The organism is Thalassolituus sp. UBA2009 (assembly GCF_002335285.1).
GTDB lineage: Bacteria > Pseudomonadota > Gammaproteobacteria > Pseudomonadales > Oceanobacteraceae > Venatoribacter > Venatoribacter alkanivorans.
Genome location: NZ_DDCJ01000141.1, coordinates 19,103 through 43,438, shown reverse-complemented (window position 1 = coordinate 43,438; position 24,336 = coordinate 19,103). Strand labels below are relative to the sequence as shown.

Below are 24,336 nucleotides of genomic sequence, written 5' to 3'. Positions count from 1 at the left end.
ATCCCATGGATATTAACGACGTGCGCGGTTTGGGCAGCGTTTTCGCCCTGATAGCTTTTCTCGGCATACTCTGGTGGGCCTATGGCTCCAGCCGTAAAAAGCGTTTTGACAACGACGCTCAGATTCCATTTCTCGAAAACGAAGAAATGCCGGCGCACGACGATAAAGATCGGAGTAAATAAATATGTTAAGCACTTTCTGGCAAGTGTGGGTCGCGGTCATCGTACTGGGATCCATGATTGGTTGCGGCGTACTGATCATGTACACCAGCCGCGGCCAGCGTAAAGATGAAACTGACCAGACTACTGGTCATGATTACGACGGTATTCAGGAACTGGACAACCCGCTGCCACGCTGGTGGGTATTTATGTTCTGGGCAACCATCGTGTTTGGTTTTGGCTATCTGGGCGTGTACGGCCTGGGCAACGTTAACGGCCTGCTGACTGTTGAAGTCGACGGCGAACAGGTTGCCTGGTCTTCTACCAACCAGTGGAAAGCTGAAGTACAGAAGTTCGATGCTGACATCGCACCACTGTACTCCAAGTACACCGCTACTCCGGTTGAAGAACTGGTCAAAGACGCAGACGCCCTGCAAACCGGCCAGCGCCTGTTCAAGAGCAACTGTGCTGTGTGCCACGGCTCTACCGCCAAAGGTGCTCAGGGCTTCCCTAACCTGACCGATAACGATTGGTTGTACGGTGGCGCTCCTGAGAACATCAAGCACACCCTGACTTACGGTCGTCAGGGCGCGATGCCTGCATGGGGTGCAGTACTGGGTGAAGAAGGTACCACTGACATGGTGAACTACGTTCGCAGCCTGTCTGGCCTGAAGCACGATGCAGAAGCCGCTGAAAAAGCAGCGCCTAAATTCCAGCAACTGTGTATGGCTTGTCACGGTGCAGATGGTAAAGGCAGCCAGCTGGTTGGTGCACCAAACCTGACTGACGATATCTGGTTATATGGCGGTTCTTCCAAGCAGATTGAGTTCACTCTGAAGCATGGTCGTAACGGTAAAATGCCAGCGCATCTGGAAATTCTTGGCAACAACGCTGAAGCCAAGATCCACCTGCTGACCACTTACGTTTACTCGCTGTCTCATCAGCAGTAAGCGCAGCAAGACCCCGGTCAGGCAAAACTAACCGGGGTTGAGCTAAGGCAATAAAAACAGAAAAAAGCGGCTTAAAGCCGCTTTTTTCGTTATAGCGACAGGCAACAAGCTATATAATTGCCGCGTTATATAGAGCGCTGTGGGGCCCTGCTCCGTCTCTGGTTTCGCAAAGCGCCGTCATGCACATCCAACCAAGGTGATTTGCCGTTATGAGTAATATTCCGGTCAAAGATGTCACACCAAAAACCCAAAGCATGTATGAAAAACGTAAGAAAATTTACGTTCGTGAAATTGAGGGTTTTTTCCAGAAATTACGTACATGGTCGCTGTGGGCGTTAATGCTCGGCTATTTCGGCAGTGCCTGGCTTAACTGGGAAGGCCGACAGGCCATTCTGTTCGATCTGCCGGCGCGCCAGTTTCATATTTTTGGTATTACCTTCTGGCCGCAGGATTTTATGCTGCTGTCGTGGCTGTTAATTATCTGCGCTTTTGGCCTGTTCACTATTACTAACCTTGCCGGTCGTATCTGGTGTGGTTACACCTGCCCGCAGTCGGCCTGGTCATTTATTTTTATGTGGATTGAAGAGCGTACCGAAGGTACCCGCAACGCCCGCATGAAACTCGACAAAGAACCGATGAGCGCGAGCAAATTCCGCAAAAAAGCCCTGAAGCATACTTTGTGGATGATTATCGCCATCTGGACCGGCATAACCTTCGTCGGTTACTTCACCCCGATCCGCGAACTGGTACCGGATTTCTTCACCCTGAACATCGGTGGCTGGGGTTTATTCTGGATTGCGTTTTTTACCGCGGCCACCTACATCAATGCCGGCTGGATGCGTGAGCAGGTCTGTATTTATATGTGCCCTTATGCACGTTTCCAGTCGGTTATGTACGATCCGGATACCCTGGCTGTTTCCTACGATGTTAACCGTGGTGAACCACGTGGCAAACGCAGCAAAAAAGCCAAGGAAGAAAGCGACACAACCCAGCTTGGTGACTGTGTTGACTGCTCCCTGTGCGTGCAGGTATGTCCGACCGGTATCGATATCCGTGATGGTCTGCAATACCAGTGTATCGGCTGCGCTCTGTGCATCGATGCCTGTGACTCCATTATGGAAAAACTGGATAAGCCGAAGGGTCTGATCCGTTACACCACCGAAAATGAGCTGGAAGGTAAAAAGACTCACTTCTTCCGTCCGCGTCTGGTCGGTTATGCCGCACTGCTGCTGATTATGATGGGCGCATTCATGTACGCCATCGGCACCCGCACACCGTTCAAGCTGGATATTGAACGTGACCGCAGCGCGCTCTATCAGATGACCGCCAACGACACCGTAACCAATGCGTATACGCTGAAGCTGATCAACATGTCGCAAAGCCCAAAAACCTACACTCTGAGCCTGGATGGTCTGGAAGGTATGAAGATGGATGCGCCAACCACTCAGTTTCTGCGTGTGAACGAGCTGAAAGAAGTGCTTCTGACCATCGAAATTGATCCGGAAGAAGTGCATATGCCAGCCAGTAAAGTGGATATTGAATTCGTCATCACCGATGCCGATACCGGTGAAGAAGTGGCACGCGAAGAAAGCCGCTTTATTGCCCCACGCAATTAATCTGAGGAAAAGATTCGCCTCCGCGAAACCATGACCCGTGTCAGCGAATCTGACAAATCCAAACTGGAGACTGACCGCCCAAGTGGTTAAACTTGGGCGGTTTTTTTTATCCCGCCCGATGCCGATTGAGAAGTCTATGAACACCGAATCCAAAGAACACGCTCCCTGGTACAAAGAACCCATGGTGTGGCTGGTTGCGGGCCTTCCGCTATTGGCTATCTGCTGGGGTTTTGTGATGCTGACACTGGCCCTTGAATCCAAGGATTCCCTCGTCAGCGACAGCTACTACAAAGACGGCGTCAGCTACACCGAAAACGTCGAAGCCGATGCCCATGCTGCCCGCCTGCAGATCAAGGCCGATCTGACGTTCAGCGAAAACGAAATCCACCTGGCCCTGAACGGCTATCTGGATGAAGAACCTGCAACCCTGCAACTGCAACTGATTCACCCTACCCTGCAGGAACGTGACCTGACCGTGCTGCTGCAACGCCTGGGCGATGGCCACTATGCCGGTGTCAATGAACTGGTATTGCCGGAACGCCGCCATATCTGGCTGCTCAGCCACGAACAGCAGTGGCGTATCCGTGGTACCGAACTGATTGAAGCTGACAAGGTTATTAACTTACACGCCAAATGAATGCCCATTCAGCCCAAGAGCGCTGTTTTCACTGTGGTGAAGCCACCACCGAAGGTGAGCGCTGGTCAACCCTGATTGATGGCCAACGGCAGCCGATGTGCTGCCCGGGCTGCAAAGCCATTGCCGAAACCATCGTCGCCAGTGGCCTGAAAGACTATTACCGCCACCGCACCGAACTGCCGGAACTGTCGCCGGCTGAACTGGAAGACAGCGATCTTTCGGCGCGCGAATCCCTCACCCTGTATGACAGCGAAGCCCTGCAGCGGCGCTTTGTCGCCCATCTGAGCGGCAACCAGCAAGGCGAAGCGGAAGCCACGTTTATCATCGACGGCATCAGCTGTGCCGCCTGTGCCTGGCTGATTGAGCACCGTATCAGCCAGTTGCCGGGCGTAAAAAACGCTGTACTTAACCTGTCCAACCACCGCCTGGTGGTACGCTGGCAGTACGACCAGATTGCCGTATCCAGTATTGCCGAGGCGATTTACCGCCTGGGCTACAAAGCCTCGCCGTTTTCTGCCACTGAACAGGAAGAGCAGCGCCATCGCGAGGGTAAACTGGCGATCCGCCGTCTCGCGGTTGCCGGTATCGGCACCATGCAGGTGATGATGCTCGCGGTGCCTCTGTATGTGGGCATGGCTGAGCAATACGAATTTTTTATGCGCCTGGCCTCAATGGTCATGACCCTGCCGGTGGTGCTGTTCAGCGCCCGGCCGTTCTTTACTGCCGCCCTGCGTGATCTGCGCACCCGCCATCTGACCATGGATGTGCCCGTATCGCTGGCCATTGTGCTGGCATTCTGTTCGAGCATCTGGAGCACCATGAATCAGGGCGTCGAGGTGTATTTTGACTCGGTCTGTATGTTCACTTTCTTCCTGCTGCTTGGCCGTTTTCTCGAAATGCGCGCCCGTCACCGGATGGGGAAAGCCGGTAATAATCTGCTGACGCTGCTGCCCAATATTGCGTTAAAGGTTGGTGACGACGGTGTTGAGCAGGTTATTGCCAGTGAAGACATCCGTATTGGTGACATGCTGCGCCTGAAACCCGGCCATGCCATTCCCGCTGACGGAGTGGTGATCGAAGGCCGCAGCTCGGTTGATGAAGCCGCACTGACCGGTGAATACCTGCCGATCAGCAAGAAAGCCGGTGATCGCCTGATCGGCGGTACGTTTAACGTTGAAAGCCCGCTGCTGATGAAGGTCACCGCGACCGGCGCCGAAGCGCAGTTATCGACCATCATGCGTCTGATGGACCGCGCCCAGCAGGAAAAACCGCGCGCTGCGCTGCTGGCCGACAAAATTGCCAGCCACTTTGTTGCGGCGGTGCTGATCATCTCCAGCTCGGTCTTTACCTTCTGGTGGCTGCAAGGCGATGAACACGCCTTTTTCATCGCCCTCAGCGTGCTGGTTGTAACCTGCCCCTGCGCCCTGTCACTGGCTACGCCAACGGCTCTGACAGCCGCCACGGCCGCACTGCGCGAACGCGGATTGTTAATCAGCAAAGGCCATGTGCTGGAAGTTCTGCCACAGATTAACCGTGTGGTGTTCGATAAAACCGGCACCCTGACCCAGGGCAAATTAACCCTGGAGCAGGTCGAACCTCTGGCGGATCTGGATGAAGCTCAGCTGCTGACCCTGATCGCCGGCCTTGAGAAACACTCAACCCATCCGATTGCCCGTGCCTTCCGCACCATCAAAGCGGCTGCCGTAGAGAACACAGAACAAACCGCCGGCCAGGGCATCAGCGGCCAGTGGAACGGGCACACTCTGCGCTTTGGCCGCGCCGATTATGCCTGGCCAGCTGCCCCCCTGACGGAGCCCGACAACAAGGCCGCTGGCCAGTGGCTGCTGCTCGCCAGTGATCAGCAACCGCTGGCCTGGGTGCGCCTGAATGACAGCCTGCGCCGCAACGCCGCGTCGATTGTCAGCGGACTTCAACAACGCGGTATCGCCGTGTCTCTGCTGACCGGCGACCCCGGCGCATCCGGTCAGGTGGTGGCGGATGCACTGGCCATTACCGACCTGCAGACCGGCGTCTCGCCAGAACAGAAACTGGCCGCAGTGCGCGCCTGGCAGCAGGCCGGTGAGCGGGTCATGATGGTCGGCGACGGCATTAACGATGTGCCGGTACTGGCCGGTGCTGATATTGCTCTGGCCGTTAACGAAGCCACCGATCTGGCTAAGACCAACGCCGATGCCATGCTTACCAACGGTCGTCTGGAAACCTTACTGACCGCTCTGGATGGTGCCACCAAGACACGCCGTATTATTGCTCAGAACATCGGCTGGGCTTTGCTGTACAATCTCATCGCATTACCGGTGGCAGCGGCAGGTTTTGTTCCGCCCTGGGCCGCTGCGATTGGCATGTCATTCAGTTCGTTACTGGTGGTCACCAACGCCCTGCGCCTGAATCGCCTGCCGGCTCCTGACTCCTCTGAGGTTTGATCGATGGATATCATTTACATCCTGGTACCGCTGTCTTTACTGCTGATCGGCATTGCCGTGCTGATCTTTTTCTGGGCGGTGAAGAGCGGCCAGTTTGAAGACATGGAATCCCCCGCCCACCGCATTCTGTTTGATGACGATGAGCCGATAAATCGCCGTCAGGACGACAGTGATCAAACCCCTTCTGACAAGCCATGATTGAGCCCCTGTCGCTGCTGACCGCCTTTCTGCTGGGGTTGTTTGGTTCCAGCCACTGTTTGGTGATGTGCGGTGGTATTGCTGCGGCTATTGGCAGCAGCGCCGGAACTCAGCGTGTCCGGGTGACGCTGCTGTTTAACACCGGGCGCATACTGAGCTACAGCATCGCCGGGCTGATAGTCGCCAGCGCAGGTCTGTGGCTGCAGAGCCAGCACCAGTGGCTGATGCTGATCTTGCGGACACTGGCCGCGCTGATGCTGATACTGATGGGGCTCTATATTGCCCGCTGGTCACTGATGCTGACCCGTATTGAGCAACTGGGCCAGGGAATCTGGAAATACCTGCAGCCTCTGACCCGCCGTTTTATGCAATCTCCGCGTGCGATAGATCGTCTGTGGCTGGGCATGCTCTGGGGCTGGTTGCCCTGCGGCCTGATTTACAGCACGCTGAGCTGGGTTGCCGCAAATGGCCAGCCTTTGCTGGGAGCCGCCGCGATGTTCGCCTTTGGTCTGGGTACCCTGCCAGCCCTGTTTGCCAGCACACTGGCGGCCAATGTACTGACGCCGTTTCTGAGCAACAACCGCGTGCGTCAGGTTGCCGGGGGATTACTGATCGGATTTGGTTTGTGGACGGCAGCATCGGTCTGGTTACTTTCTTGACAGATCGCGCGCTAATGCCGAACATAGCCGCAACTGCTGCACTTGTTACTTACTCCGACACCGGGGTTTCACTCAGGAATCAGTCATGAAAACGACACATGTTGCGCCTGCTCCACTGCGGGGCACTCAACCACACTGCCAGACCTGCTCACTGAATGCGTTGTGTCTGCCATTGTCCCTGAACGATTCCGATATGGAGCGCCTCGACGATATCATCCGCCGTGGCCGTCCGATCCAGAAAGGTCAGCTGCTGTTCCAGCAGGGCGAAGCGTTTCAATCCGTATTTGCCGTACGCACCGGTGCCCTGAAAACCTACACTCTGGCGAGTAACGGCGAAGAACAGATTACCGGTTTTCATCTGGCCTCTGAGCTGGTTGGTCTGGCCGGTTATGATAACGGCAACTATCCGTTAACCGCTAAAGCGCTGGAAACCACCACCGTCTGTGAAATTCCGCTGCAGCAACTCGACAGTCTGGCCGATGACCTGCCGGATCTGCGTAAGCAGCTGATGCGTACCATGGGCACCGAAATCCGTCATGATCAGAACATGATGCTGCTGCTCAGCAAGAAAAACGCCGAAGAACGCGTGGCCTCTTTCCTGATTGATATTTCCCAGCGTTATTCCCGTCGTGGTTTCTCGGCCAGTCATTTCCGCCTGCCGATGTCGCGGGTGGATATCAGTAACTATCTGGGCCTCGCGGTAGAAACCATCAGCCGCGTGTTTACCCGCTTCCAGAAAAACGGTCTGATCGAGACCCAGGGGAAAGAAGTGATTCTGCAGGACCCCGATATGCTGTATGAACTGGCCGGTCTGAATACTGAAAAAGAGTGTGCCGCTCACCCGCAAGAGTAAGCCGCTCACCCGTAAGCAAAAAAACCGGCCAGAGGCCGGTTTTTTTATGCCTGCCCTCTTATGCCTGTTTTCTGCTTATGAACACTCATGCAACGCCCTCTGGTACGGGAAATGCTTTTACCAGAATAAAGGCTGAACAGACGTTATTTTTCTGGCGCCGGTATCCAGGCTATCTATTGGCAATTGGTATAAAACCGCAGCAGATAAAATAATCTGATCTAAGATTGCAGAAACAGCGTCATTCAGCCGATATGACGTATAAGGAGGTGATCATGGGCATCTGCGCAAATGAACTGACCCGCTGGGTAATCCAGCCAACCCTGCAACGCATCGGGGTTAGTAACCCGATGGCCAGCACCCTGCTGCTGGCAACTGCGGCTCAGGAATCGGCTCTTGGATCGCACCTCAAAGCCGCCGGTCAACGGGCTCTCGGCATTTACCGCATTCACAGCCTGACCCACCGCCATGTATGGGACGCTTATCTGGCGCAACAGCCGGAACTGGCCAGCACCGTGCGCGGCCTTGCCAGCCAGCATGATTTTCTCAGTCACCCTCATGCCGAGCTGACCACCAACCTGTCTTATGCCACCGCCATTGCCTGGTTTATCTATGCCCGCAATGATGATTTTGTTCTGCCCGCCGATGCAACCGCAGAACAGCTCGCACGTCTGTGGAAGCGTTTTTACCATCCCCGCAGCGGCGTCAGTATTGAAGAGTTCTGCGCCAGCCTCGGTGCGGCCACTGCCCTGCTCGACCGTGCCGCCTGAGCAGGCGTACTTCCTCTCAAACGCTCTGAGCGACGTTCCTTTTTAACTGCCTGACCTGCGCAGGCGGTTCCTTCACCCGATGCATTCTGTTATAAAGCGGGCGCAATTATTCAGGGTGTTTTTATGATCGAATCCGCTGCCGAGCGCAAAGAGCAACTCGAGTTCAACAAACTGCAGAAACGCCTGCGCCGCAATGTCGGCAAGGCCATCGAAGACTACCGCATGATCGAAGACGGCGATAAGGTCATGGTTTGCCTGTCCGGCGGTAAAGATTCGTACACCATGCTCGACATTCTGCTGAGTCTGCAGAAAAGCGCACCGATTCACTTTGATATCGTGGCAGTGAATATGGATCAGAAACAACCCGGATTTCCTGAGCATGTACTGCCGGAATACCTGGATCAGCTCGGCATTGAGTATCATATCGTCGAAAAAGACACCTACAGCGTGGTGAAAGAAATTATTCCGGAAGGTAAAACCACCTGCAGTCTGTGCTCCCGCCTGCGTCGCGGCACCCTGTATGGCTTTGCCGAGAGTATTGGCGCCAACAAAATCGCTCTTGGTCACCATCGTGATGACATCATCGAAACCCTGTTCCTCAATATGTTCCATGGCGGCAAGCTCAAAGCTATGCCACCCAAGCTGCTGAGCGATGATCAGAAACACGTGCTGATCCGTCCGCTGGCTTATTGCAAAGAAAAAGACATCGAGAAATTTTCCCAGACACGGGGCTTCCCGATCATTCCGTGCAACCTGTGTGGCTCACAGGAAAACCTGCAACGTCAGAATATTAAGATGATGCTGGAACAGTGGGACAAAGAGCAGCCGGGACGCAGTGAGAATATCTTTGCCGCCATCTGTAATGTGGCACCGTCACAGTTAGGCGATACCCAGTTGTTTGATTTTGTCACCCTGCAGGACAAGCAGGATAAAGGCCATCTGTTTACCCGTCTGGATGTGGTTCAGATCGACTGATCTGAAGCTGATACCGGGCGCAGCCAAAAGAAAAAGGCGGTCACAGACCGCCTTGCAACAGACTGGTGACCAGCAGCTGATATTCTCCCGGCCCCTTCACAACAAGCTCCATTTTATAACGCCGGTCGGTAATAATGGATTCGGCCATTGCCGTCAGGTGACAGGCATCAGGACTCAGTTGCGGCTGTGGCATCTGCAGATGAACCTGATACTGTCCTTCCAGCTCTTCTACCCGCACCGTTGAGATCGCCTGAGTTTCACTGCCGGCAATGCCTTTACGTATCCACTGCAGATAAATGCCATGCGGGCCTTTCACATTAGTACGGACAACGCGGATGTACCCCTCTCCGGCGTCAGACTTCCACGGGCAGACCCGCTGTACCTGATCAATCCAGACCGGCATTTTATAAACGCCGGCAAAGGGCCAGGTTTCGCCTTCGGCGGCTGCTTCGTTCTGCATCCCAGCGTCGGTGGCCAAGACTGTCAACGTCAGAAAAGCCAACAGCAAAGCCATGATCGTGCGTACTGATATCATAATGATCCTCCTGCCATTAAGCCTAGCAGAGGTCAGCTTTCATGCTGTTTCAGAAGGCAGATACATCAGGCGGAGAAAACGGCCTGATTACTGCCGCCGGCATCCCATTCAGGGCGCTGGTAAGACACGCTGAGGATGTAAAACGTTTCTTCTCCTTTCGGCAGGCGTACGGTCACTTCATCATCGACACGTTTTCCCAGTAATCCCCGCGCCAACGGCGCATCAACGCTGATATAGCCGCGTTTGAGATCAATTTCATCCTCGCCCACCAGACGGTAGCGATGGATTTCAGCATCATCGTCTTCAAGTTCCAGCCAGGCGCCAAAAAAGACTTTCTGCGGATCAGCCGGCAGACGATCGACCACCGTCAGAATCTCCAAACGCTTCAGCAGGAAACGGACGCGACTGTCGATCTGGCGTAATCGGCGTTTACCATAGATGTATTCCGCATTTTCCGAGCGATCCCCCAGCTTGGCGGCATCTGAAACTTCCTGCGTCACTTTTGGACGCTCAGTGCGCCACAGGTAATCATATTCCCGGCGTAAGGCCTGCTCCCCTTCTGGGGTAATCAGATGGCTGCGTTTCGGCAGCGGCTTTTTTTCCTTCTCACTCATAAACAACGGCCTGTACCAAAAGATTTCATGGTTTCGCAACACAGTCATGTCAGGGTGTCAGCATGGGCATGCCTGAACAACAACGTACAGCATTCCTCCAGAACCGGGAAAACCGGCACAAACATCCGGATGATGATGCAGAATGATCAAACGCAGTTTTAAAATGATGACCGGTATTCTGCTGTTGCTGCTGGGAATTATTATTACGCCAATGCCGATTCCGCTTGGCATTATCCTGATCATTCTGGGCCTGTCTATGCTGGTATCGACTATCCCCAGAGTGCGCACATTTCTGCAGTTTCTGCGCCGTCGTTATCACGTGTTTTCGCACAAGCTGAACAGCATTAAACATCGCCTGCCGGCATTTGCGCGCCAGCTGATTGAAGATACCGACCCGGACCAGCCCTGAGGCCTCCCCTGTAAACCACCCTGTGCTAGCATAAGAGCATGAACTCAGATGCCCTCTCTTCTCTGGCGGCCAGTGACAGCGCCACCGACGACTTCGCTCCTCTGCTCGAACTGCTGAACCTGTATCTGGCCGACGGCCAGAGCCACACTGAATACGATGTGCTGTGCTGGCTGCAGGCGTCCGAACAGGGAGTCTTCCGCGCCGATGCCCTGCGCGATTCACTCACCATGTTTCGCAGCCATTTTATTCTGATGCATTGCCTCTACCGTCTGCAGCAGCAATGGGCTGCTGAACAAACTGCCCTGCTGGAAATCAGCGCACTCAGAATTTGCCGCTCACCCTGGCCGGATAACGCCCACAACCGTGGACTGACAGAACATAGTCCGCTGGCACAGTATTACCTCGACCTCAGCCAGCTGAATACCGCTCAGGAAGAGGTGGATGATCTGCTGCGCAGCTTCTGGCAGAAAATGCTGCAGCCGGAACAGGAGGATCAGGACATTGCTGAACTGGAACTCAGTAAGCCCGTGACAGGGGCAGAGATTCGATTACAATATCGTCGTCTGGCGATGCAACACCATCCCGACCGCGGTGGTGATGAAAACCGCTTCCGCACCATTCAGGCTGCCTTTCAACGACTCAAGCACCGGTATTCATGATTAAATTTTCTTTCCCGCTCATTCTCTTCACGCTGCTTTTCTCTGCCTCGGTACGCGCTCAGCTGGTGATACTGCAATATCACCATGTGTCGACCGACACTCCCGCGTCGACCAGTATCAGTCCGGAAGGTTTTGCCAGCCATCTGCAGTTGCTGGAGCAGGAAAATATGCATGTGATTGATCTTGGCCAGGCGCTGGCCAAGATTCGCGCAGGTGAGTCCTTACCGGAAAAATCCGTCGCCATTACTTTCGATGATGCCTACCGCTCGGTGTATGAAAACGCTTATCCATTGCTGAAACAGCGCCAGTGGCCGTTTACCGTATTTGTAAATACCAATGCCGTAGATGAACAGCATGGCGTAGTGATGGACTGGCAGCAGCTGAAAGAACTGCAGGATAACGGCGCTCTGATTGCCAACCACAGTGCGGATCATCCTTATCTGATTGAGCGCCCGGATGGCATGACACTGGATGCCTGGCTGACACAGGAAGTGGCTAAGCCGGAAGCGCGCCTGCAAAAAGAGCTGGGCACCAGTCATAAACTGCTGGCCTACCCGTATGGCGAATTTGATCTGGAGATTATCGATTGGCTGGCAGCGAACGGTTACCTTGCTTTTGGTCAGCAATCCGGACCGGTAGGCCCCATGTCTCATCCGCAGGCTCTGCCGCGCTTCCCGGCCTCCGGTATTTATGCCAACGTCAAAACCCTGAAAACCAAGCTGTATACCCTTGCCCTGCCGGTGCCGCCAACCCAGCTGATCGAACCCGTGCTGGCCGCAGAGAATCCGCCAACCCTGGCCATTCATTTCCCGGAAGTGGATTTGCGTCCGCGCCAGATCCAGTGTTTTGCCAGCGGTGAAGGCGCTATCAGCACACAAACCGAAGCAACCAATGGCATGGTCAATCTGGTTGCCCGTGCAGAAAAAGCGATCCGCGGTGGCCGCAGCCGTTACAACTGTACCGCCCCCAGCGTACGTCATCCGGGTTGGTATTACTGGTATTCGCAGTTATGGATTAACAGCGCAGTGAAATCGCGCTGACAGGCCCTAGAGCAAACGGCGCGACAGCTGATTTAACTGTTGNNGCGCCAGATCCAGTGTTTTGCCAGTGGTGAAGGTGCAATCAGCACTCAGACAGAAGCCGATAACGGCGTGGTCAACCTGACCGCCCGTGCAGAAAACCCTATTCGTGGCGGCCGCAGCCGTTACAACTGTACCNNNNTTTAGCCCGCTAATATCAGTCCTCACTCCTTGTTCTGAGAAAAACTGGCTCTCAGCAGGCCGGATTTACTTAGTGTCGACAGGCCCTAGAGCAAACAGCGCGACAGCTGATTTAACTGTTGCTCGCGCTGCTTCCAGTCCGGCAGACACTGAGTCATCAGCGCTTTAAAGCCCGCGCCATGATCAAAGTGGCGCAGATGACACAACTCATGCACCACCACCAACTCCATCAGCTCCGTTGGCAGCTGCATTAACGCCAGGTTCAGATTGATATAACCGCGCTGCGACAGACTGCCCCAGCGGGTACGCATCTTTTTAATGCGCAGCTGCGGGCGGCGCACATCAAACTGGCTGAAGAACGGCCACCAGCGTTCGATCATCTGCGGATATTCATGCCGTGCCTGCCCGCGCAGCCAGTTATCCAGTGCCTGCTGCGTCTGCGCCGGCGTCCAGCCCTCTGGTACCCAGACCGCCTGTTCGGCGACCATAAATTCATCCAGCGCACTGCTTTTAAACGGTAATTCGCGTCCGCGGATCAGGACACTTTGCCGGGCTTCCTGCTGTCGTGCCAGCACCTCGCTGCGACGCTTCAGCAGCCAGTCATGATTGGCATTCACAAACGCCAGCACCTCCGCCTTCGGATAACCCAGCGGGATGCGCAGATCTACCTCACCCTCGGCATTCACCAGCATACGCATGCTCTTACGCCGCATAGCTGAGAGATGTACAGCGACCTGCTCGCCGCCAACAGTCAGCCAGAATTGTTGTTTGTAAGATTTCCGCACGGTCTCAAGCCTGTTAGGATTAGCGCCAAATTCAGGAGTAGCGTATGTCCGACCTCAATAGTATCCCATCCCTTAATGAAGACGAACTGGAAACCCTGGGCGTACTGCTCGAAGACGAAGCCGAACGCCAGGACAGTTTCGATTTTTTCGCCGTACACGGCCTGATTACCGCGTTAATCGCAGGCCCGGTAGAGTTCAGTGTTCAACAGGTGTGGGACTGCGCCTTTGATGAACAGCTGGGTTTCAGCAAAGCGGAGAAAGAACAGGTAAATGCCCTGTTCCTGAAGCTCGCCAAAGAGATTCAGGCATGGCTCGACTCCGGCCAGGATTTTCCGGTTCCGGCCGACCTGACACTGGTTGACGAAGAAGAAGAGCCGCCACTGGAAAGCTGGGCCATGGGCTTTATGACCGGTGTGCTGCTGCAGGAAGAACAATGGTACGCGCGCGATGAAGAAACCGTTGCCCAGCACCTGTTCCCGATCATGTATGCCTCGGGTCTGTTTATGGACGAGCCGGAAATGGAAGACATCGACGACGACATCGACCTGTCGAATCAGATGTGCAGCAATATTCCTGCGGCCGTTGTTGAGCTGTATCTGCTGCTGCACGCCGAGAATTAATCCGGCGCTCAAGAGCAGGTATAAAAAAGCCCGGATTTAACCGGGCTTTTTTATGTGTCCGAATAATCAGGGCATCAGGCCCCGGCTTTACGCACCCAGACTTCCACCCGGCGGTTTTTATTACGTCCTTCCATACCATTAACGGAAGCAACCGGCAGGTTTTCGCCGTAACCAACGGAATTTTTCGGATAAATACCGTAACGTACCAGCTCACGACGTACGGCCATGGCGCGCAATTTGGACAATAATTGCGACCGTTTTTCGGTTTTCTTTTTATCACCAAAACCAATCAGCACAACTTCAGCCGAACCGTTAGCGTGCAGAAAATCAGCCAGACGCTCAAGATCCTTCAGGGCTTTATTATCCAGCTTGGCACTGCCTTCCTGAAAGCGGAAGTTAATGGTCAGACGCTTGGCATCGGAAGTCAGCTGGCGGAAATCTTCAGGCAATTCATTGTAAAACTCCGGAATAACGGCTTTTAATTCCTGTGAAATAAAGCCGGTATCGGCAACGATTTTCTGGCCCGCATCCTGTAACGCGAAATCAATAAATTCTTTTACATACTCATTAGCCGGTTCGTCGTCGGTGTACATAAAGAGACGACGTGCCAGAGCATAGTCTTCAGTTGCTACCGTCAGTTTATTCGGCAGTAACGACTTAGCGCTGCCATCGGATACCGACAAAAGGCGTGCTGAGCGCACGGAAGACAGCCCGACAAAACCAATACCGGCGGCATCTGCTGCAACCCGGTCGGATAACTCCGCATTGGATTCAAAACGTTCGGCACCGGCGAGTAACGTACGGTCGCCTAATACCATGCCGCTGAAGCTGTCCCAGGTGCCGGACTTGTCATCACGGGCATACACATGAATCGGGCCGGGTTTACCACCGACCTCTGACCAGTCGCTGTAACCGCCGGAAAATATTTCCGCAATTTCTTCAACGCTCAGATCGCTGACCGGATTATCGGGATGAACAATAATTGCCAGGCCGTCAATACCAATAATATGCTCGCTGCCCGGACTGCGCATATTCGCCAGCGGCTGCAGCAGGTTGAATTCTTTATCTTTAATCGGGCGGGATGCCGCAGCAATATCGGCACTGCCTGCTGCCAGGCCTTTAAAACCGGTACCGGAGCCGTGTGCTGCAATTTTTACCGTTACACGGGTACGGGTCGCCGGGTAAAAACCGCTGACTTCGACCTCATTTTCAATGCCTGAGTTTTGCACCTCAATATTTTCAGCGCCCTTTTCCTGCAACCAGGCTTTTACCAGATTAGGGGCAAGTTCGGCACCGATGGTGTTCGATCCCTGTACAGAGAAAAGGTTAATGTCACCATCAACAGGTAACCCTGTAAAAGGAGCAACCTGCCCGGCATTAACCGCTGCAGCAAAAATAAAAGTCAGTACTGAAAGAGAGAAATTGCGCCAGAAATTCATAGGAGTTACTTCTGAGTTTAAATTTGGGCGCGATTGTATGACGCTTTTATGACAATGCAATGACAAATAGCATGAGTTGCAGAACAGCCACCAGCAGTATCCAACAGAAACGGTTACTGCCCGGTAGCAATATCGTGAATATGGGACGGCCGGGAGCTGAGATAAGGCTCTTTAGCCACCATTTTGCGCATATTTTTCAAGGTGTAGTATGGTGAATCCACCACCATACTGTTCGCCAGCCAAGCAGGAATTCCGCCCGCCGGATCGGCGTGGACCTGATAGATCACGGTCACCCAGCCATCGTCCTCAGGGCGGAACTCCCAGAATCCTTTCATATCCTTGATGCGCACCAGATCATCACTGGCAGGAAATACGTCGTTACGCACCTGCATATCAATATGTACCGTTCCGCTCACCTCATCCTGACTAAGGACACTGTAAACAACACTATCACGGTCTTTTACTGGCCACGGGGCTTCAGTAACCATGTAAAACAAGCGTTCATGCTCAGAAATCTGCTCAATGACTTCAAGGGCACGGCAGTGGTGAATCCACTCTGGGCCGGATTTATTATCTTCGATCAATGCGACCAGTGCCGACAAGGTAGTCTGTAAACGCATTTCCCCCCGGAACTCACGCAGGTCAGACTGTTCAGCTTCACGGGTGAACACCCGGATCTGACGCTTATCGTCTTCTTTGGCTAACTCCCAGCCAGCCAGGCAAACCTGCGCCATCATCAGAGACATCATCACCAGCAAACGAACGGTCAAACACATAAACAAGATCCTGCTATTTATCATTACAGGCGGAGCATGCCTGCAGTTTTATGGTCCCAGTAGGTGTACTTCAGCCAAAATAGCGGCCTGGTGTCGGCAGAAATGCTGCAAAAACAGGAACTGAGTAGAAGGACATGATGCCCTGTGGCCAGCTGCGGTCAATGACCGCCCTGACACTGAGGGGATGGCGGAACGGTCGCATCCTGCCATTCCTGCGGAGAATAAAGATGCAAAGCCAGAGCGTGTACCGGCCCGGCCAGTTCTTCAGCCAGCAACTGATACACACGCTGATGGCGGGCCACCGGGCGCTTACCATCAAACTCCGCACTGACCACAACCAGCTTGAAATGTGATTCGGTCGCAGGCCCGGCATGCATGTGGCTTTCGTTCAGGATATCGAGGTGCAGAGGAGATAAAACGGCGAGTTTAGCAGCGATGGAATCAGCAGTGTTCATAATCAGCCCATAAGAAAAATGACAATAATGGCTACTATAAAACAACCACCGACAGTTGCACAAAACCTATGTAAACATATACAGTACCGGACTGAATTTGAACCACCAGACGGAAGCTAATCATGCAGGATATCGATACCACCAGCACCCAATCTCTTGTTGACCGTTACTACGAAGAAGAGAAAGCAAAACGTGAACGCGAACAGACTCTGGCCGCCTTCACCATGCGCCTGGACGCCAACGATCTGGCCATGCTTAACGTTATTGCCCGCCGCTTCCGTAAAAACCGCGATGAAATTGCTCAGGAAGTGCTGTCCAACGCACTGATCGATCTGTTTGCCCGCCTTGATGCCAGCGAACGCAAACTGCTGGCCCGTGATGCCGACGAAGCTGCCCGCTCGCTGGCCGATGAAATCGCCGAAGAAAATGGCATTCACAGCGTTGAGATTAAAACCGGTGTCTGGGCCAACCATGACCGTCAGATCACCAAGATCGAACGCAAAAAAGCCAAAATGCAGGAATCCGGTAACCGTGCGCAAAACAACAGTACCGATAACGATGATTCGGATGCTGATGATGAAGCCGCACAGGCTGACGCTCAGACCAGTAATCAGCCAATGACGGCACAGAACGACAGCACTCCGGCCGAAAGCATGACAACTGAGCAGGAAAGCTCTGATCAGAGTGCAGAAGAAACGGTCGAACAGAAAGAAGAAAATCAGCCAATGTCGATGTTCGGCAGCTGATCAGTACAGAAGCCAGAGCTGCCCAGCAGCTCTGGTGTACGTTAGATGACCCTGTCCGGGTCAGGACGAAAGCGTCAATCAGGGCAGCTATTTACGCCACAGACGCAACTCGCGAAACTCGCCCGGTCCCGCTTCCACCCAGACCACCTCGGCCTGATCTGAAAAAACAAACTTATTACCGAGCAGAAAGCCTGCCCGCCGCCGACCGGACACCGTTGCCGAGGCCTGCCGCCCCTGCTTCTTGGCACTCCGGGCAAAATCTTCTGGTAAGACATCCATAGTTGTCTCCAATCCGATCAATTTCACCTTGCCGAATGGGGTTAAAGTAACCCGCAATTATGACAGTCCAGTGTCGGAGATTTTCACCGGTAACGCAGTAATCGGTCATACTCAGGCCACTGCGTACAAGTGAGCAGTTGCTCTCCACTGGCCTTGCTTTACAATGTGCCGCCCTTTTAATCACTCGTCAATTGGAAAGCGTCACTATGGCAATTCAATGGTTCCCAGGGCACATGAACAAAGCCCGCAAGAAAATCAGCGAAGCGATGCCGGACATCGATATCGTGGTCGAAGTTCTTGACGCCCGCCTGCCCTACTCCAGCACCAACCCGATGGTTGATGAGCTGCGTCGTGATAAAACCTGCATCAAAGTACTGAATAAGGCCGATCTGGCAGACCCTGAGGTCACTCAGCAATGGGTCGAATACTTTGGCAAGCAGCACAATACCCAAGCCATTCCGCTGGTTGCGGAAGACCGTAATCAGGTTAAAAAGCTGATTGCGCTGTGTAAAAAACTGGGAGCAGCACGGCTGGAGAAAAAGCTCTCCGTGCGGGTGATGATTATGGGCATTCCCAATGTCGGCAAGTCCACCCTGATCAACGCACTGGCCGGACGCTATATCGCCAAAACCGGTAACGAGCCGGCGGTGACCAAAGCCAACCAGATGATCGATCTGAAAAACGGCATCGTGCTGTCCGACACTCCGGGGATTCTCTGGCCCAAGTTTGAGAACGAACACAGCGGCTATCGTCTGGCCGCCAGTGGCGCGGTCAAAGACACGGCGATGGAATACACCGACGTTGCCACCTATGCCCTGGGTTATCTGCTTGATCAGTACGCCACCGAGTTGTCAGCCCGTTTCCGCTTTAAGGAATTACCGGCCAGCGCAGCCGACGCACTGAACACCATTGCCGCCAAGCGCGGTTGCCTGAAGCCCGGCGGTATTGCCGATCTGCATAAAGCGGCGGAATTATGTCTGCATGAACTGCGGGCGGGGAAAATAGGCCGGATCACGCTGGAAAACCCGGCCATTGTCGAAGCGGAGCTGGCGGAGATTGAAGAACGCCGGCTGGAAGCGCTCAGGCTTCTGGACGAATCGCCTGATACACCTGCGTAAAAGTCTGCCACTGAGGGTCTTCATCGGCCACCACCTCAATCGGGTACAAGCCCTCTCCGGTGGGAATGCGGTCAAGACCTTCTTTTAACAGCTCAATATCTTTGCAGTAGATAATCCACTGGCACACCCCGTCATGGGTAATCACCATAGTGACCAGTGCATTTTCTGCCGGTTCAAGATGTTGCTGCAGGTGCTCACCGAAGGTCAGGATTTTGCTTTGTTCAGCCAGACCGGGAAAGCCGGTGCTGTCATCGACGCTGCCGGCGTTCCAGGCAATCTGCACGCACAACGGATAGCTTTCCGATTGGCGGGCAAGCTCCCAGTCTTCGCGGTACTGAATACTGATGGGCTTGTCATTCAGACTACCGGTAGCCCTGACCCAACGGTTGTTCGCCAGCATGGCTTATTCCTTTTTGTTTGGTTGCATTCAGACTAATAGAAATCGGTGCAAATGCCAAAAAGTCATTGCCATACAAGCCCCGTCAGAGCAGGTTTAACGGCAGCTTCAGGTAAGACACACCATTATCTTCCGCCTGCGGAAACGCCCCGGCGCGGATATTCACCTGCAGCGATGGCAGAATCAGCCGCGGCATATCCAGCCCGGCATCACGTTCCGTGCGCATTGTGATAAAGGAAGCTTCACTGACACCGGCTTTTACATGGATATTTGCCGCCCGCTGCTCCGCAACGGTTACGGCCGAGCAAACCGGCCGCTCAGACGGCGGATAGTCATGGCATAAATGCAGTACAGTCTCTTCCGGTAAGGCCAGTAAACGCTGTACCGACTTATATAAAGTCGCAGCATCACCACCGGGGAAATCACAGCGGGCCGTACCGACATCCGGCATAAACAGAGTATCGCCGACAAACACATCGCGCTGATTCACCTGATAGCTGACACAGGCCGGGGTGTGTCCCGGAGTGGCCATTACATCAATGCGGCTGTCGCCAAGCTGCAGGCTATCCCCATCACTGACCAGCAGGTCAAACTGATGGCCATCGGCGATAAAGCCCTCCCCCTCATTGAAGATCTTCTTAAAGGTGCCCTGTACCTGACAGATCGCGGCACCGATAACGATGCGCGCACCGCTTTGGCTGCGGATGTAATCCGCCGCGGTCAGGTGGTCGGCATGGGCATGGGTTTCCAGTACATAATCCAGCGTCAGAGACTGCTCCCTGACCTCGGCGAGAATGGCGTCAATAAAAGCCGTACTGGTACGTCCGGATTTCTGATCAAAGTCCAGTACCGGGTCGATAATGGCCGCACGGGCAGTACTTTTATCGACCAGCAGATGGGTAAAGGTGAAAGTATCTTCGTGGAAAAATGTCTCGATGCTGATCACTGCGGCATCAGTTGGCTGGCGGGTCATTACGGCCTCCGGCGATAAAATTTAAAGTGATTATATTAGCATATTCTTATTTAGCAATATTTGATATACACTTTAAGGAGCGCTGTCCGGAACACACATCATGATTAATCACGACGCCCTTGATCACCACCGCCAGGATGCTGTCCGCCTGCTGAAGGCTCTGGCCAACGAGCACCGCCTGACCATTCTCTGTTGCCTGCGCCATGGTGAAATTTCGGTCAGCGAACTGATCAGCCGTCTGCCGCTGAGCCAGTCTGCCCTGTCCCAGCATCTGGCCTGGCTGCGCAGCGAGCATCTGGTGCATACCCGCCGCAGCGCCCAGAACGTCTATTATCAGCTCAGCGATGATAAAGCCGAACGCATCATCAATGTTCTGAACAGCCTTTATTGCGATATCCAGCCAGAAACAACAGCGCCAATGCCACACCGGGAGATCAATCCGCATGCACCTGACTAACACCTTCTCCGGATATCAGCGGCGCTGGCTGATGCCGGATATTACCGCCGGGCTGGTTGTCGCTGCACTGATCACACCGCAAGCCATGGCCTACGCCCTGTTGGCCGGCATGCCGCCACAGGCCGGACTTTATGCTGCGCTGCTGCCGGTACTGGCTTATGCCCTGCTGGGCAGCAGCCCGGTGTTAGCCGTTGGTCCGGTGGCTGTTATTTCTCTGATGACCTTTGAAGCCTTACATACGCTGGCAACTCCGGGCAGTGCGGATTATCTGCATATGGCCAGTGCTCTGGCATTGCTGACCGGGCTCTGGCTGCTGCTGTTTTACCTGATTGATCTGGGGCGCTGGACAACCTTTATCAGCCACTCGGTAATCTCTGCATTTACCAGCGCAACCGCCATTCTGATTGTAATCAGCCAGCTGAAATACATAACCGGTATTCCCCTTCCCGGTGGCGGCTCGCTGTGGCAAACACTGACACACCTCAGCCGTGATTACCCGCAGGCACAGGCCGGTGCGTTGCTGATGGCGCTGGCCGCGGTCACCCTGCTGTATGGCTGGCAGTGGCTGATGCCCAAAGCGACCCGCCGCCTGCCAACCTGGCTCAGCAGTCTGCTGAATAAAGCTGGTCCACTGGCGGCTGTTGCCCTGGGGATTGCCACAGTACAAACGGCGGGACTTACGATCACCACCATCGGTGAGCTTCCTGCCGGACTACCCGCACCTGCGCTGCCATCGCTGTCTGTGGAACAGTGGCAGGCATTATTACCAGCCGCTGCCATCATCGCGCTGATTGGTTATCTGTCCAGCCTGTCGGTGGCCGAGGCTCTGGCACCGCGCCAGTTATCAGACTCCGGCCACACACCCGCTCCGCGTCTGCGCACTAATCAGGAGTTACTGGCTCTTGGTATCGCTAACCTCAGCGCGGCTGTCAGCCAGGCATTTCCTGTGGCAGGCGGTTTCGGCCGCAGTGTGGTTAACCGCGCAGCCGGTGCCCGCACGCAGCTGGCTTCCGTGGTGACCGTCATACTGGTGGCACTCGTCTGTCTGTTTGCCAGCCGCTTATTTGTCGATCTGCCCTATGCTGTACTGGCCGTGATTATTGTCAGTGCAGTCTTGCCGCTGATCAGTTTCAGTGACGCCCGCCGTGCCTGGCGCTTCCAGAGAAGTGATGGTCTGGTATGGCTGATAACATTTATCGCCGTACTGGCTGCCGGCGCGGTGGATGGCATCCTGCTCGGCATGGTGCTCTCTCTGGCACTGTATCTTCGCCGCTCCAGCGAACCACACATTGCCGAAATCGGCCGGGTCGGAGACAGCGATCATTTCCGTAACGTCAAACGCCATCAGGTTATTACCTGTCCGCAGGTGCTGATGATCCGCGTTGATGAGAACCTGTATTTTGCCAACAGTCAGTATCTGGAGGATGTCATCTGCCAGCGCCTGCAGAGCAGTCAGGATATCCGCCACGTGGTGCTGGTCGGCAGCGCCATTAACCATATCGACTTTAGCGGTTTTGAAACCCTGCAGCATTTGCTGAACACATTACGTGCTCAGAATATTCAGCTGCATCTGGCCGAAGTCAAAGGTCCGGTGATGGATCAACTGGGTAAAACCAGCCTGCTGGACGACCTGTCTCCCGGAAAGATTTTTTTCACCGCCAGCGAAGCGTTACGCACCCTTGGCCACTGCTGATCCTTTCGGAGCAAACGATGATTAACAAAACAGATAGCAGTGCAGATCCTGCGGCAACGAAAGATTGCAGTGCTGATGATACGAACAAACAGCGCAGCGACGGCCGTTTCTATCAGGTTCAGCCACAACGGGGAGCGGCACGTTTGCGTGTGCGCTACCGTGAAGGCACGACCCGCGACTCCGGTTGCCGTCTGTGTCGCTAATCCCCCAGTAACTGCAGGTTAATTTCTCCACCACGACAGGCTATGATGCCCGGCCTGCTATGTGACGGAGCCTTTCATGATTCTGACTTACAGCCTGATTATTCTGGGTCTGTTAATTATCGCCCTGCTGGCCGGTTACGCCTGGCGCCTGACCCGTCAGGTTAAGGTTGTTGAACAACGTCAACAGGAAGAAGAAGCTCAGGCGGCCATGCAGTTGCGTAACCGCCAGCTGGAATTGCTGCAGGATATCCGTTTTATCGCCCGTGCAGTCCTCGACGAACAGTGCGAAATTACCGAAGGCGTGTTACGCATCCAATACCTGATGTCTGCGCTGGACCCCGCAGTATGGGAACAGGATGAACTGTGCACAGTACGCAGCCATTATCAGTCAACATCATCAATGCCGATTCTGGATGCTTACAAACAGCTGTCCCGTAAAGAGCAGTTCAAACTGGATCAGCAACGCTGGACACTGGAAAACGAAAACAAAACCGGTATTGAACGCGAACTGCGCTGGCTGGTCAGTTATTCTTTCCCGGCGGTTACTCTTATTCAGTAAGCGCCAGTCCGCTAACCCGTCGATAACAAAGACAAGGAAAACATCATGCGCCCTATACTATTTGCTTCTGCCCTGCTGTTCAGCGCTTTTACTCAGGCTGAGTGGACATTGCAGTCCCCCTCGACCCTCACCTTTCTGACCACCAAAAATACTCATCTGACCGAAGTACACCACTTCCGCAAAATCAGCGGCAAAGTGACCGATCAGGGGATGGCTGAGCTGAATATCGATCTGACCAGCATTGATTCCGGCATTCCGATCCGCGATGAACGCATGCAGGAATTCCTGTTTGAAACCAACAGTTTCAGCAGCGCAACCTTCAGCGCTGTCATCCCGGCCGATGCCATGAAAAAAGCGCGCGGCGGTATCAGTCAGACACTGGATCTGAAAGGTAAACTGATGCTGCATGGCAGCGAAGAAGAAATCAGCGTGCCGGTAATGATTGTTCCGGCACAGGACAAACAAGTGGTGATCACCAGCCTGCAGCCAGTACTGGTGCATGCTGACAGCTTCGCCCTGACCGCCGGTATTCAGAAACTGCGTGACATTGCCAAGCTGGAACGCATTGCCGAAGTGGTACCCGTCAGCTTCACCCTGACCTTCAGCCCGGCTCAATAAATCAGACCGGACTGCAGGCAACAATACCTGCAGTCCGTTTCAGCCTTTGGCGCGCTTCTGTGCCAGCTTCAGTAACTGCTCAATATCGGTGACAGTGTCGTTCATTGCGCTCATCACCACAGTATTCAGTGCCGACTCGATCAGCACCTCAAGGCTGCCAAAATGGTAGTCACCAATCTTGTCGGACAGATCCTGTCCCAGTTCGTTACGGAAATTCTGCACAATTCTCTGCGCGTGCTTACGATGAGGTCTGTCCTGCATGTTATGTCCTAGGGCCTGTTAACACTAATTAAACAGGCCTGTTATTGGCTAAAAATTTCTCAAACAAGGCGCTGAGAGTGTGGGATGTTCAGCACATCACTGTGCTTCACCCCTTCGGGGTTGGCACGCCAATCTGCTCCAGACAGATTGGTTACGGGTTAAGCGAGCGAACAGCAACGCAGGATGAGGGATTTTTAGCCATAACCCTTCGGGCTGAGGCCAGTTTTCCCCATTAACTTCGTCGCTCGTCATTCATTTAGCCCGCT

At 54.1% G+C, this 24,336-nt stretch carries 31 protein-coding genes; 21 read left to right on the top strand and 10 right to left on the bottom strand.

All coding sequences use genetic code 11. From position 1 onward, the window contains the following. Positions 1–5: 5 nt before the first annotated feature. From B3P58_RS16940 to ttcA, 10 genes are all read left to right on the top strand, one after another. On the top strand, positions 6–182 hold the full coding sequence (locus tag B3P58_RS16940) for a cbb3-type cytochrome oxidase subunit 3 (RefSeq protein ID WP_145468270.1): 177 nt from the start codon (positions 6–8) through the stop codon (positions 180–182). Between the two features lie 2 nt (positions 183–184). Further along, complete coding sequence (gene ccoP / locus B3P58_RS16935) at positions 185–1,108, top strand: cytochrome-c oxidase, cbb3-type subunit III (RefSeq protein ID WP_230330925.1); 924 nt, start codon at positions 185–187, stop codon at positions 1,106–1,108. 209 nt (positions 1,109–1,317) lie between these two features. Then, positions 1,318–2,724, top strand: coding sequence for a cytochrome c oxidase accessory protein CcoG (gene ccoG / locus B3P58_RS16930; RefSeq protein ID WP_145468266.1), 1,407 nt, complete (start codon positions 1,318–1,320; stop codon positions 2,722–2,724). Between the two features lie 136 nt (positions 2,725–2,860). Beyond that, positions 2,861–3,361, top strand: a complete 501-nt coding sequence (locus B3P58_RS16925; protein ID WP_186435854.1) for a FixH family protein — start codon at positions 2,861–2,863, stop codon at positions 3,359–3,361. After that, positions 3,358–5,802 (top strand): heavy metal translocating P-type ATPase, encoded by a 2,445-nt coding sequence (locus B3P58_RS16920; RefSeq protein WP_286719223.1) that lies wholly within the window; start codon positions 3,358–3,360, stop codon positions 5,800–5,802. Before B3P58_RS16925 ends, B3P58_RS16920 begins: the two co-directional genes overlap by 4 nt. 3 nt (positions 5,803–5,805) lie before the next feature. Then, positions 5,806–6,000 (top strand): cbb3-type cytochrome oxidase assembly protein CcoS, encoded by a 195-nt coding sequence (ccoS, locus tag B3P58_RS16915; RefSeq protein ID WP_145468260.1) that lies wholly within the window; start codon positions 5,806–5,808, stop codon positions 5,998–6,000. Continuing rightward, on the top strand, positions 5,997–6,659 hold the full coding sequence (locus B3P58_RS16910) for a sulfite exporter TauE/SafE family protein (protein WP_225692545.1): 663 nt from the start codon (positions 5,997–5,999) through the stop codon (positions 6,657–6,659). Before ccoS ends, B3P58_RS16910 begins: the two co-directional genes overlap by 4 nt. Positions 6,660–6,744: 85 nt before the next feature. Next, positions 6,745–7,512: a fumarate/nitrate reduction transcriptional regulator Fnr gene (gene fnr / locus B3P58_RS16905; RefSeq protein ID WP_145468256.1), complete on the top strand. Its 768-nt coding sequence runs from the start codon at positions 6,745–6,747 to the stop codon at positions 7,510–7,512. Positions 7,513–7,784: 272 nt separating this feature from the next. Beyond that, positions 7,785–8,279 (top strand): hypothetical protein, encoded by a 495-nt coding sequence (locus tag B3P58_RS16900; RefSeq protein WP_145468254.1) that lies wholly within the window; start codon positions 7,785–7,787, stop codon positions 8,277–8,279. Positions 8,280–8,402: 123 nt separating this feature from the next. Next, complete coding sequence (gene ttcA / locus B3P58_RS16895) at positions 8,403–9,254, top strand: tRNA 2-thiocytidine(32) synthetase TtcA (RefSeq protein WP_286719219.1); 852 nt, start codon at positions 8,403–8,405, stop codon at positions 9,252–9,254. Positions 9,255–9,294: 40 nt separating this feature from the next. Here ttcA and B3P58_RS16890 read toward each other — a convergent pair whose 3' ends face one another. Beyond that, on the bottom strand, positions 9,295–9,789 hold the full coding sequence (locus tag B3P58_RS16890) for a hypothetical protein (RefSeq protein ID WP_286719217.1): 495 nt from the start codon (positions 9,787–9,789) through the stop codon (positions 9,295–9,297). A gap of 65 nt (positions 9,790–9,854) precedes the next feature. Then, the gene (gene greB / locus B3P58_RS16885) at positions 9,855–10,403 is read right to left on the bottom strand and encodes a transcription elongation factor GreB (RefSeq protein WP_230330919.1); all 549 of its coding nucleotides are present in this window, start codon (positions 10,401–10,403) and stop codon (positions 9,855–9,857) included. A gap of 142 nt (positions 10,404–10,545) precedes the next feature. On the opposite strand from greB, the gene B3P58_RS16880 reads away from it, so the two are divergent. The 3 genes from B3P58_RS16880 to B3P58_RS16870 are packed head-to-tail and all read left to right on the top strand — an operon-like array spanning position 10,546 to position 12,511. Beyond that, positions 10,546–10,812, top strand: a complete 267-nt coding sequence (locus B3P58_RS16880) for a PGPGW domain-containing protein (protein ID WP_286719214.1) — start codon at positions 10,546–10,548, stop codon at positions 10,810–10,812. A gap of 38 nt (positions 10,813–10,850) precedes the next feature. Next, positions 10,851–11,471, top strand: a complete 621-nt coding sequence (locus B3P58_RS16875; protein ID WP_286719212.1) for a DNA-J related domain-containing protein — start codon at positions 10,851–10,853, stop codon at positions 11,469–11,471. Further along, on the top strand, positions 11,468–12,511 hold the full coding sequence (locus B3P58_RS16870) for a polysaccharide deacetylase family protein (protein WP_260996528.1): 1,044 nt from the start codon (positions 11,468–11,470) through the stop codon (positions 12,509–12,511). Before B3P58_RS16875 ends, B3P58_RS16870 begins: the two co-directional genes overlap by 4 nt. A 266-nt stretch (positions 12,512–12,777) precedes the next feature. Here the strand turns inward: B3P58_RS16870 and B3P58_RS16865 are convergent, their stop codons facing one another. Further along, complete coding sequence (locus B3P58_RS16865) at positions 12,778–13,389, bottom strand: M48 family metallopeptidase (protein ID WP_286719209.1); 612 nt, start codon at positions 13,387–13,389, stop codon at positions 12,778–12,780. A gap of 131 nt (positions 13,390–13,520) precedes the next feature. Here B3P58_RS16865 and B3P58_RS16860 point away from each other — a divergent pair, with 131 nt between their 5' ends. Continuing rightward, positions 13,521–14,096, top strand: coding sequence for a YecA family protein (locus B3P58_RS16860; protein ID WP_260996530.1), 576 nt, complete (start codon positions 13,521–13,523; stop codon positions 14,094–14,096). Between the two features lie 74 nt (positions 14,097–14,170). Here the strand turns inward: B3P58_RS16860 and B3P58_RS16855 are convergent, their stop codons facing one another. The 3 genes from B3P58_RS16855 to B3P58_RS16845 form a co-directional block, all read right to left on the bottom strand. Continuing rightward, entirely contained in the window at positions 14,171–15,535 is a 1,365-nt protein-coding gene (locus B3P58_RS16855; protein WP_286719207.1) for a phosphate ABC transporter substrate-binding/OmpA family protein, read from the bottom strand. A 113-nt stretch (positions 15,536–15,648) separates the two neighbouring features. Further along, a complete protein-coding gene (locus B3P58_RS16850; RefSeq protein WP_286719205.1) occupies positions 15,649–16,311 on the bottom strand; it encodes an START domain-containing protein in 663 nt (220 codons plus the stop codon). Positions 16,312–16,469: 158 nt separating this feature from the next. Next, the gene (locus tag B3P58_RS16845) at positions 16,470–16,766 is read right to left on the bottom strand and encodes a BolA family protein (protein WP_260996533.1); all 297 of its coding nucleotides are present in this window, start codon (positions 16,764–16,766) and stop codon (positions 16,470–16,472) included. A 122-nt stretch (positions 16,767–16,888) separates the two neighbouring features. On the opposite strand from B3P58_RS16845, the gene B3P58_RS16840 reads away from it, so the two are divergent. Beyond that, a complete protein-coding gene (locus tag B3P58_RS16840) occupies positions 16,889–17,512 on the top strand; it encodes a hypothetical protein (protein ID WP_286719203.1) in 624 nt (207 codons plus the stop codon). 87 nt (positions 17,513–17,599) lie between these two features. On the opposite strand, the gene B3P58_RS16835 is transcribed toward B3P58_RS16840, so the two are convergent. Next, positions 17,600–17,791: a hypothetical protein gene (locus tag B3P58_RS16835; RefSeq protein WP_260996535.1), complete on the bottom strand. Its 192-nt coding sequence runs from the start codon at positions 17,789–17,791 to the stop codon at positions 17,600–17,602. Between the two features lie 206 nt (positions 17,792–17,997). Between B3P58_RS16835 and ylqF the strand changes: the two genes are divergently transcribed. Then, a complete protein-coding gene (gene ylqF / locus B3P58_RS16830; protein ID WP_286719201.1) occupies positions 17,998–18,909 on the top strand; it encodes a ribosome biogenesis GTPase YlqF in 912 nt (303 codons plus the stop codon). Here the strand turns inward: ylqF and B3P58_RS16825 are convergent. Together B3P58_RS16825 and B3P58_RS16820 are read right to left on the bottom strand one after the other, a co-directional pair. Then, the gene (locus tag B3P58_RS16825; protein ID WP_225692536.1) at positions 18,872–19,309 is read right to left on the bottom strand and encodes a DUF695 domain-containing protein; all 438 of its coding nucleotides are present in this window, start codon (positions 19,307–19,309) and stop codon (positions 18,872–18,874) included. The genes ylqF and B3P58_RS16825 overlap by 38 nt on opposite strands. A gap of 82 nt (positions 19,310–19,391) precedes the next feature. Then, positions 19,392–20,279, bottom strand: coding sequence for an MBL fold metallo-hydrolase (locus B3P58_RS16820; RefSeq protein ID WP_286719199.1), 888 nt, complete (start codon positions 20,277–20,279; stop codon positions 19,392–19,394). A 100-nt stretch (positions 20,280–20,379) separates the two neighbouring features. On the opposite strand from B3P58_RS16820, the gene B3P58_RS16815 reads away from it, so the two are divergent. From B3P58_RS16815 to B3P58_RS16795, 5 genes are all read left to right on the top strand, one after another. After that, on the top strand, positions 20,380–20,736 hold the full coding sequence (locus tag B3P58_RS16815) for an ArsR/SmtB family transcription factor (RefSeq protein WP_145468222.1): 357 nt from the start codon (positions 20,380–20,382) through the stop codon (positions 20,734–20,736). Further along, on the top strand, positions 20,723–22,429 hold the full coding sequence (locus B3P58_RS16810; protein ID WP_286719196.1) for a SulP family inorganic anion transporter: 1,707 nt from the start codon (positions 20,723–20,725) through the stop codon (positions 22,427–22,429). Before B3P58_RS16815 ends, B3P58_RS16810 begins: the two co-directional genes overlap by 14 nt. Before the next feature lie 17 nt (positions 22,430–22,446). Continuing rightward, the gene (locus B3P58_RS16805) at positions 22,447–22,632 is read left to right on the top strand and encodes a hypothetical protein (RefSeq protein ID WP_145468220.1); all 186 of its coding nucleotides are present in this window, start codon (positions 22,447–22,449) and stop codon (positions 22,630–22,632) included. Positions 22,633–22,708: 76 nt separating this feature from the next. Continuing rightward, positions 22,709–23,191, top strand: coding sequence for a DUF2489 domain-containing protein (locus tag B3P58_RS16800; RefSeq protein ID WP_145468218.1), 483 nt, complete (start codon positions 22,709–22,711; stop codon positions 23,189–23,191). Positions 23,192–23,236: 45 nt separating this feature from the next. Beyond that, positions 23,237–23,809: a YceI family protein gene (locus B3P58_RS16795; protein WP_286719194.1), complete on the top strand. Its 573-nt coding sequence runs from the start codon at positions 23,237–23,239 to the stop codon at positions 23,807–23,809. Between the two features lie 39 nt (positions 23,810–23,848). On the opposite strand, the gene B3P58_RS16790 is transcribed toward B3P58_RS16795, so the two are convergent. Next, entirely contained in the window at positions 23,849–24,070 is a 222-nt protein-coding gene (locus B3P58_RS16790; RefSeq protein WP_145468215.1) for a phosphatase, read from the bottom strand. Positions 24,071–24,336: the final 266 nt, after the last annotated feature.

Excerpts from the sequence above, each read along its gene's own strand:
- B3P58_RS16880 (WP_286719214.1), top strand. The coding sequence starts at position 10,546 with ATGATCAAACGCAGTTTTAAAATGATGACCGGTATTCTGCTGTTGCTG.
- B3P58_RS16795 (WP_286719194.1), top strand. The coding sequence starts at position 23,237 with ATGCGCCCTATACTATTTGCTTCTGCCCTGCTGTTCAGCGCTTTTACT.
- B3P58_RS16800 (WP_145468218.1), top strand. The coding sequence starts at position 22,709 with ATGATTCTGACTTACAGCCTGATTATTCTGGGTCTGTTAATTATCGCC.
- B3P58_RS16855 (WP_286719207.1), bottom strand. The coding sequence starts at position 15,535 with ATGAATTTCTGGCGCAATTTCTCTCTTTCAGTACTGACTTTTATTTTT.
- ccoP (WP_230330925.1), top strand. The coding sequence starts at position 185 with ATGTTAAGCACTTTCTGGCAAGTGTGGGTCGCGGTCATCGTACTGGGA.
- B3P58_RS16890 (WP_286719217.1), bottom strand. The coding sequence starts at position 9,789 with ATGATATCAGTACGCACGATCATGGCTTTGCTGTTGGCTTTTCTGACG.
- B3P58_RS16790 (WP_145468215.1), bottom strand. The coding sequence starts at position 24,070 with ATGCAGGACAGACCTCATCGTAAGCACGCGCAGAGAATTGTGCAGAAT.
- fnr (WP_145468256.1), top strand. The coding sequence starts at position 6,745 with ATGAAAACGACACATGTTGCGCCTGCTCCACTGCGGGGCACTCAACCA.
- B3P58_RS16815 (WP_145468222.1), top strand. The coding sequence starts at position 20,380 with ATGATTAATCACGACGCCCTTGATCACCACCGCCAGGATGCTGTCCGC.
- ttcA (WP_286719219.1), top strand. The coding sequence starts at position 8,403 with ATGATCGAATCCGCTGCCGAGCGCAAAGAGCAACTCGAGTTCAACAAA.
- B3P58_RS16835 (WP_260996535.1), bottom strand. The coding sequence starts at position 17,791 with ATGGATGTCTTACCAGAAGATTTTGCCCGGAGTGCCAAGAAGCAGGGG.
- ccoS (WP_145468260.1), top strand. The coding sequence starts at position 5,806 with ATGGATATCATTTACATCCTGGTACCGCTGTCTTTACTGCTGATCGGC.
- B3P58_RS16875 (WP_286719212.1), top strand. The coding sequence starts at position 10,851 with ATGAACTCAGATGCCCTCTCTTCTCTGGCGGCCAGTGACAGCGCCACC.
- B3P58_RS16825 (WP_225692536.1), bottom strand. The coding sequence starts at position 19,309 with ATGCTGGCGAACAACCGTTGGGTCAGGGCTACCGGTAGTCTGAATGAC.
- ylqF (WP_286719201.1), top strand. The coding sequence starts at position 17,998 with ATGGCAATTCAATGGTTCCCAGGGCACATGAACAAAGCCCGCAAGAAA.
- B3P58_RS16840 (WP_286719203.1), top strand. The coding sequence starts at position 16,889 with ATGCAGGATATCGATACCACCAGCACCCAATCTCTTGTTGACCGTTAC.
- greB (WP_230330919.1), bottom strand. The coding sequence starts at position 10,403 with ATGAGTGAGAAGGAAAAAAAGCCGCTGCCGAAACGCAGCCATCTGATT.
- B3P58_RS16940 (WP_145468270.1), top strand. The coding sequence starts at position 6 with ATGGATATTAACGACGTGCGCGGTTTGGGCAGCGTTTTCGCCCTGATA.
- B3P58_RS16810 (WP_286719196.1), top strand. The coding sequence starts at position 20,723 with ATGCACCTGACTAACACCTTCTCCGGATATCAGCGGCGCTGGCTGATG.
- B3P58_RS16910 (WP_225692545.1), top strand. The coding sequence starts at position 5,997 with ATGATTGAGCCCCTGTCGCTGCTGACCGCCTTTCTGCTGGGGTTGTTT.
- B3P58_RS16920 (WP_286719223.1), top strand. The coding sequence starts at position 3,358 with ATGAATGCCCATTCAGCCCAAGAGCGCTGTTTTCACTGTGGTGAAGCC.
- B3P58_RS16805 (WP_145468220.1), top strand. The coding sequence starts at position 22,447 with ATGATTAACAAAACAGATAGCAGTGCAGATCCTGCGGCAACGAAAGAT.
- B3P58_RS16865 (WP_286719209.1), bottom strand. The coding sequence starts at position 13,389 with ATGCGTATGCTGGTGAATGCCGAGGGTGAGGTAGATCTGCGCATCCCG.
- B3P58_RS16900 (WP_145468254.1), top strand. The coding sequence starts at position 7,785 with ATGGGCATCTGCGCAAATGAACTGACCCGCTGGGTAATCCAGCCAACC.
- B3P58_RS16860 (WP_260996530.1), top strand. The coding sequence starts at position 13,521 with ATGTCCGACCTCAATAGTATCCCATCCCTTAATGAAGACGAACTGGAA.
- ccoG (WP_145468266.1), top strand. The coding sequence starts at position 1,318 with ATGAGTAATATTCCGGTCAAAGATGTCACACCAAAAACCCAAAGCATG.
- B3P58_RS16845 (WP_260996533.1), bottom strand. The coding sequence starts at position 16,766 with ATGAACACTGCTGATTCCATCGCTGCTAAACTCGCCGTTTTATCTCCT.
- B3P58_RS16870 (WP_260996528.1), top strand. The coding sequence starts at position 11,468 with ATGATTAAATTTTCTTTCCCGCTCATTCTCTTCACGCTGCTTTTCTCT.
- B3P58_RS16850 (WP_286719205.1), bottom strand. The coding sequence starts at position 16,311 with ATGTGTTTGACCGTTCGTTTGCTGGTGATGATGTCTCTGATGATGGCG.
- B3P58_RS16820 (WP_286719199.1), bottom strand. The coding sequence starts at position 20,279 with ATGACCCGCCAGCCAACTGATGCCGCAGTGATCAGCATCGAGACATTT.
- B3P58_RS16925 (WP_186435854.1), top strand. The coding sequence starts at position 2,861 with ATGAACACCGAATCCAAAGAACACGCTCCCTGGTACAAAGAACCCATG.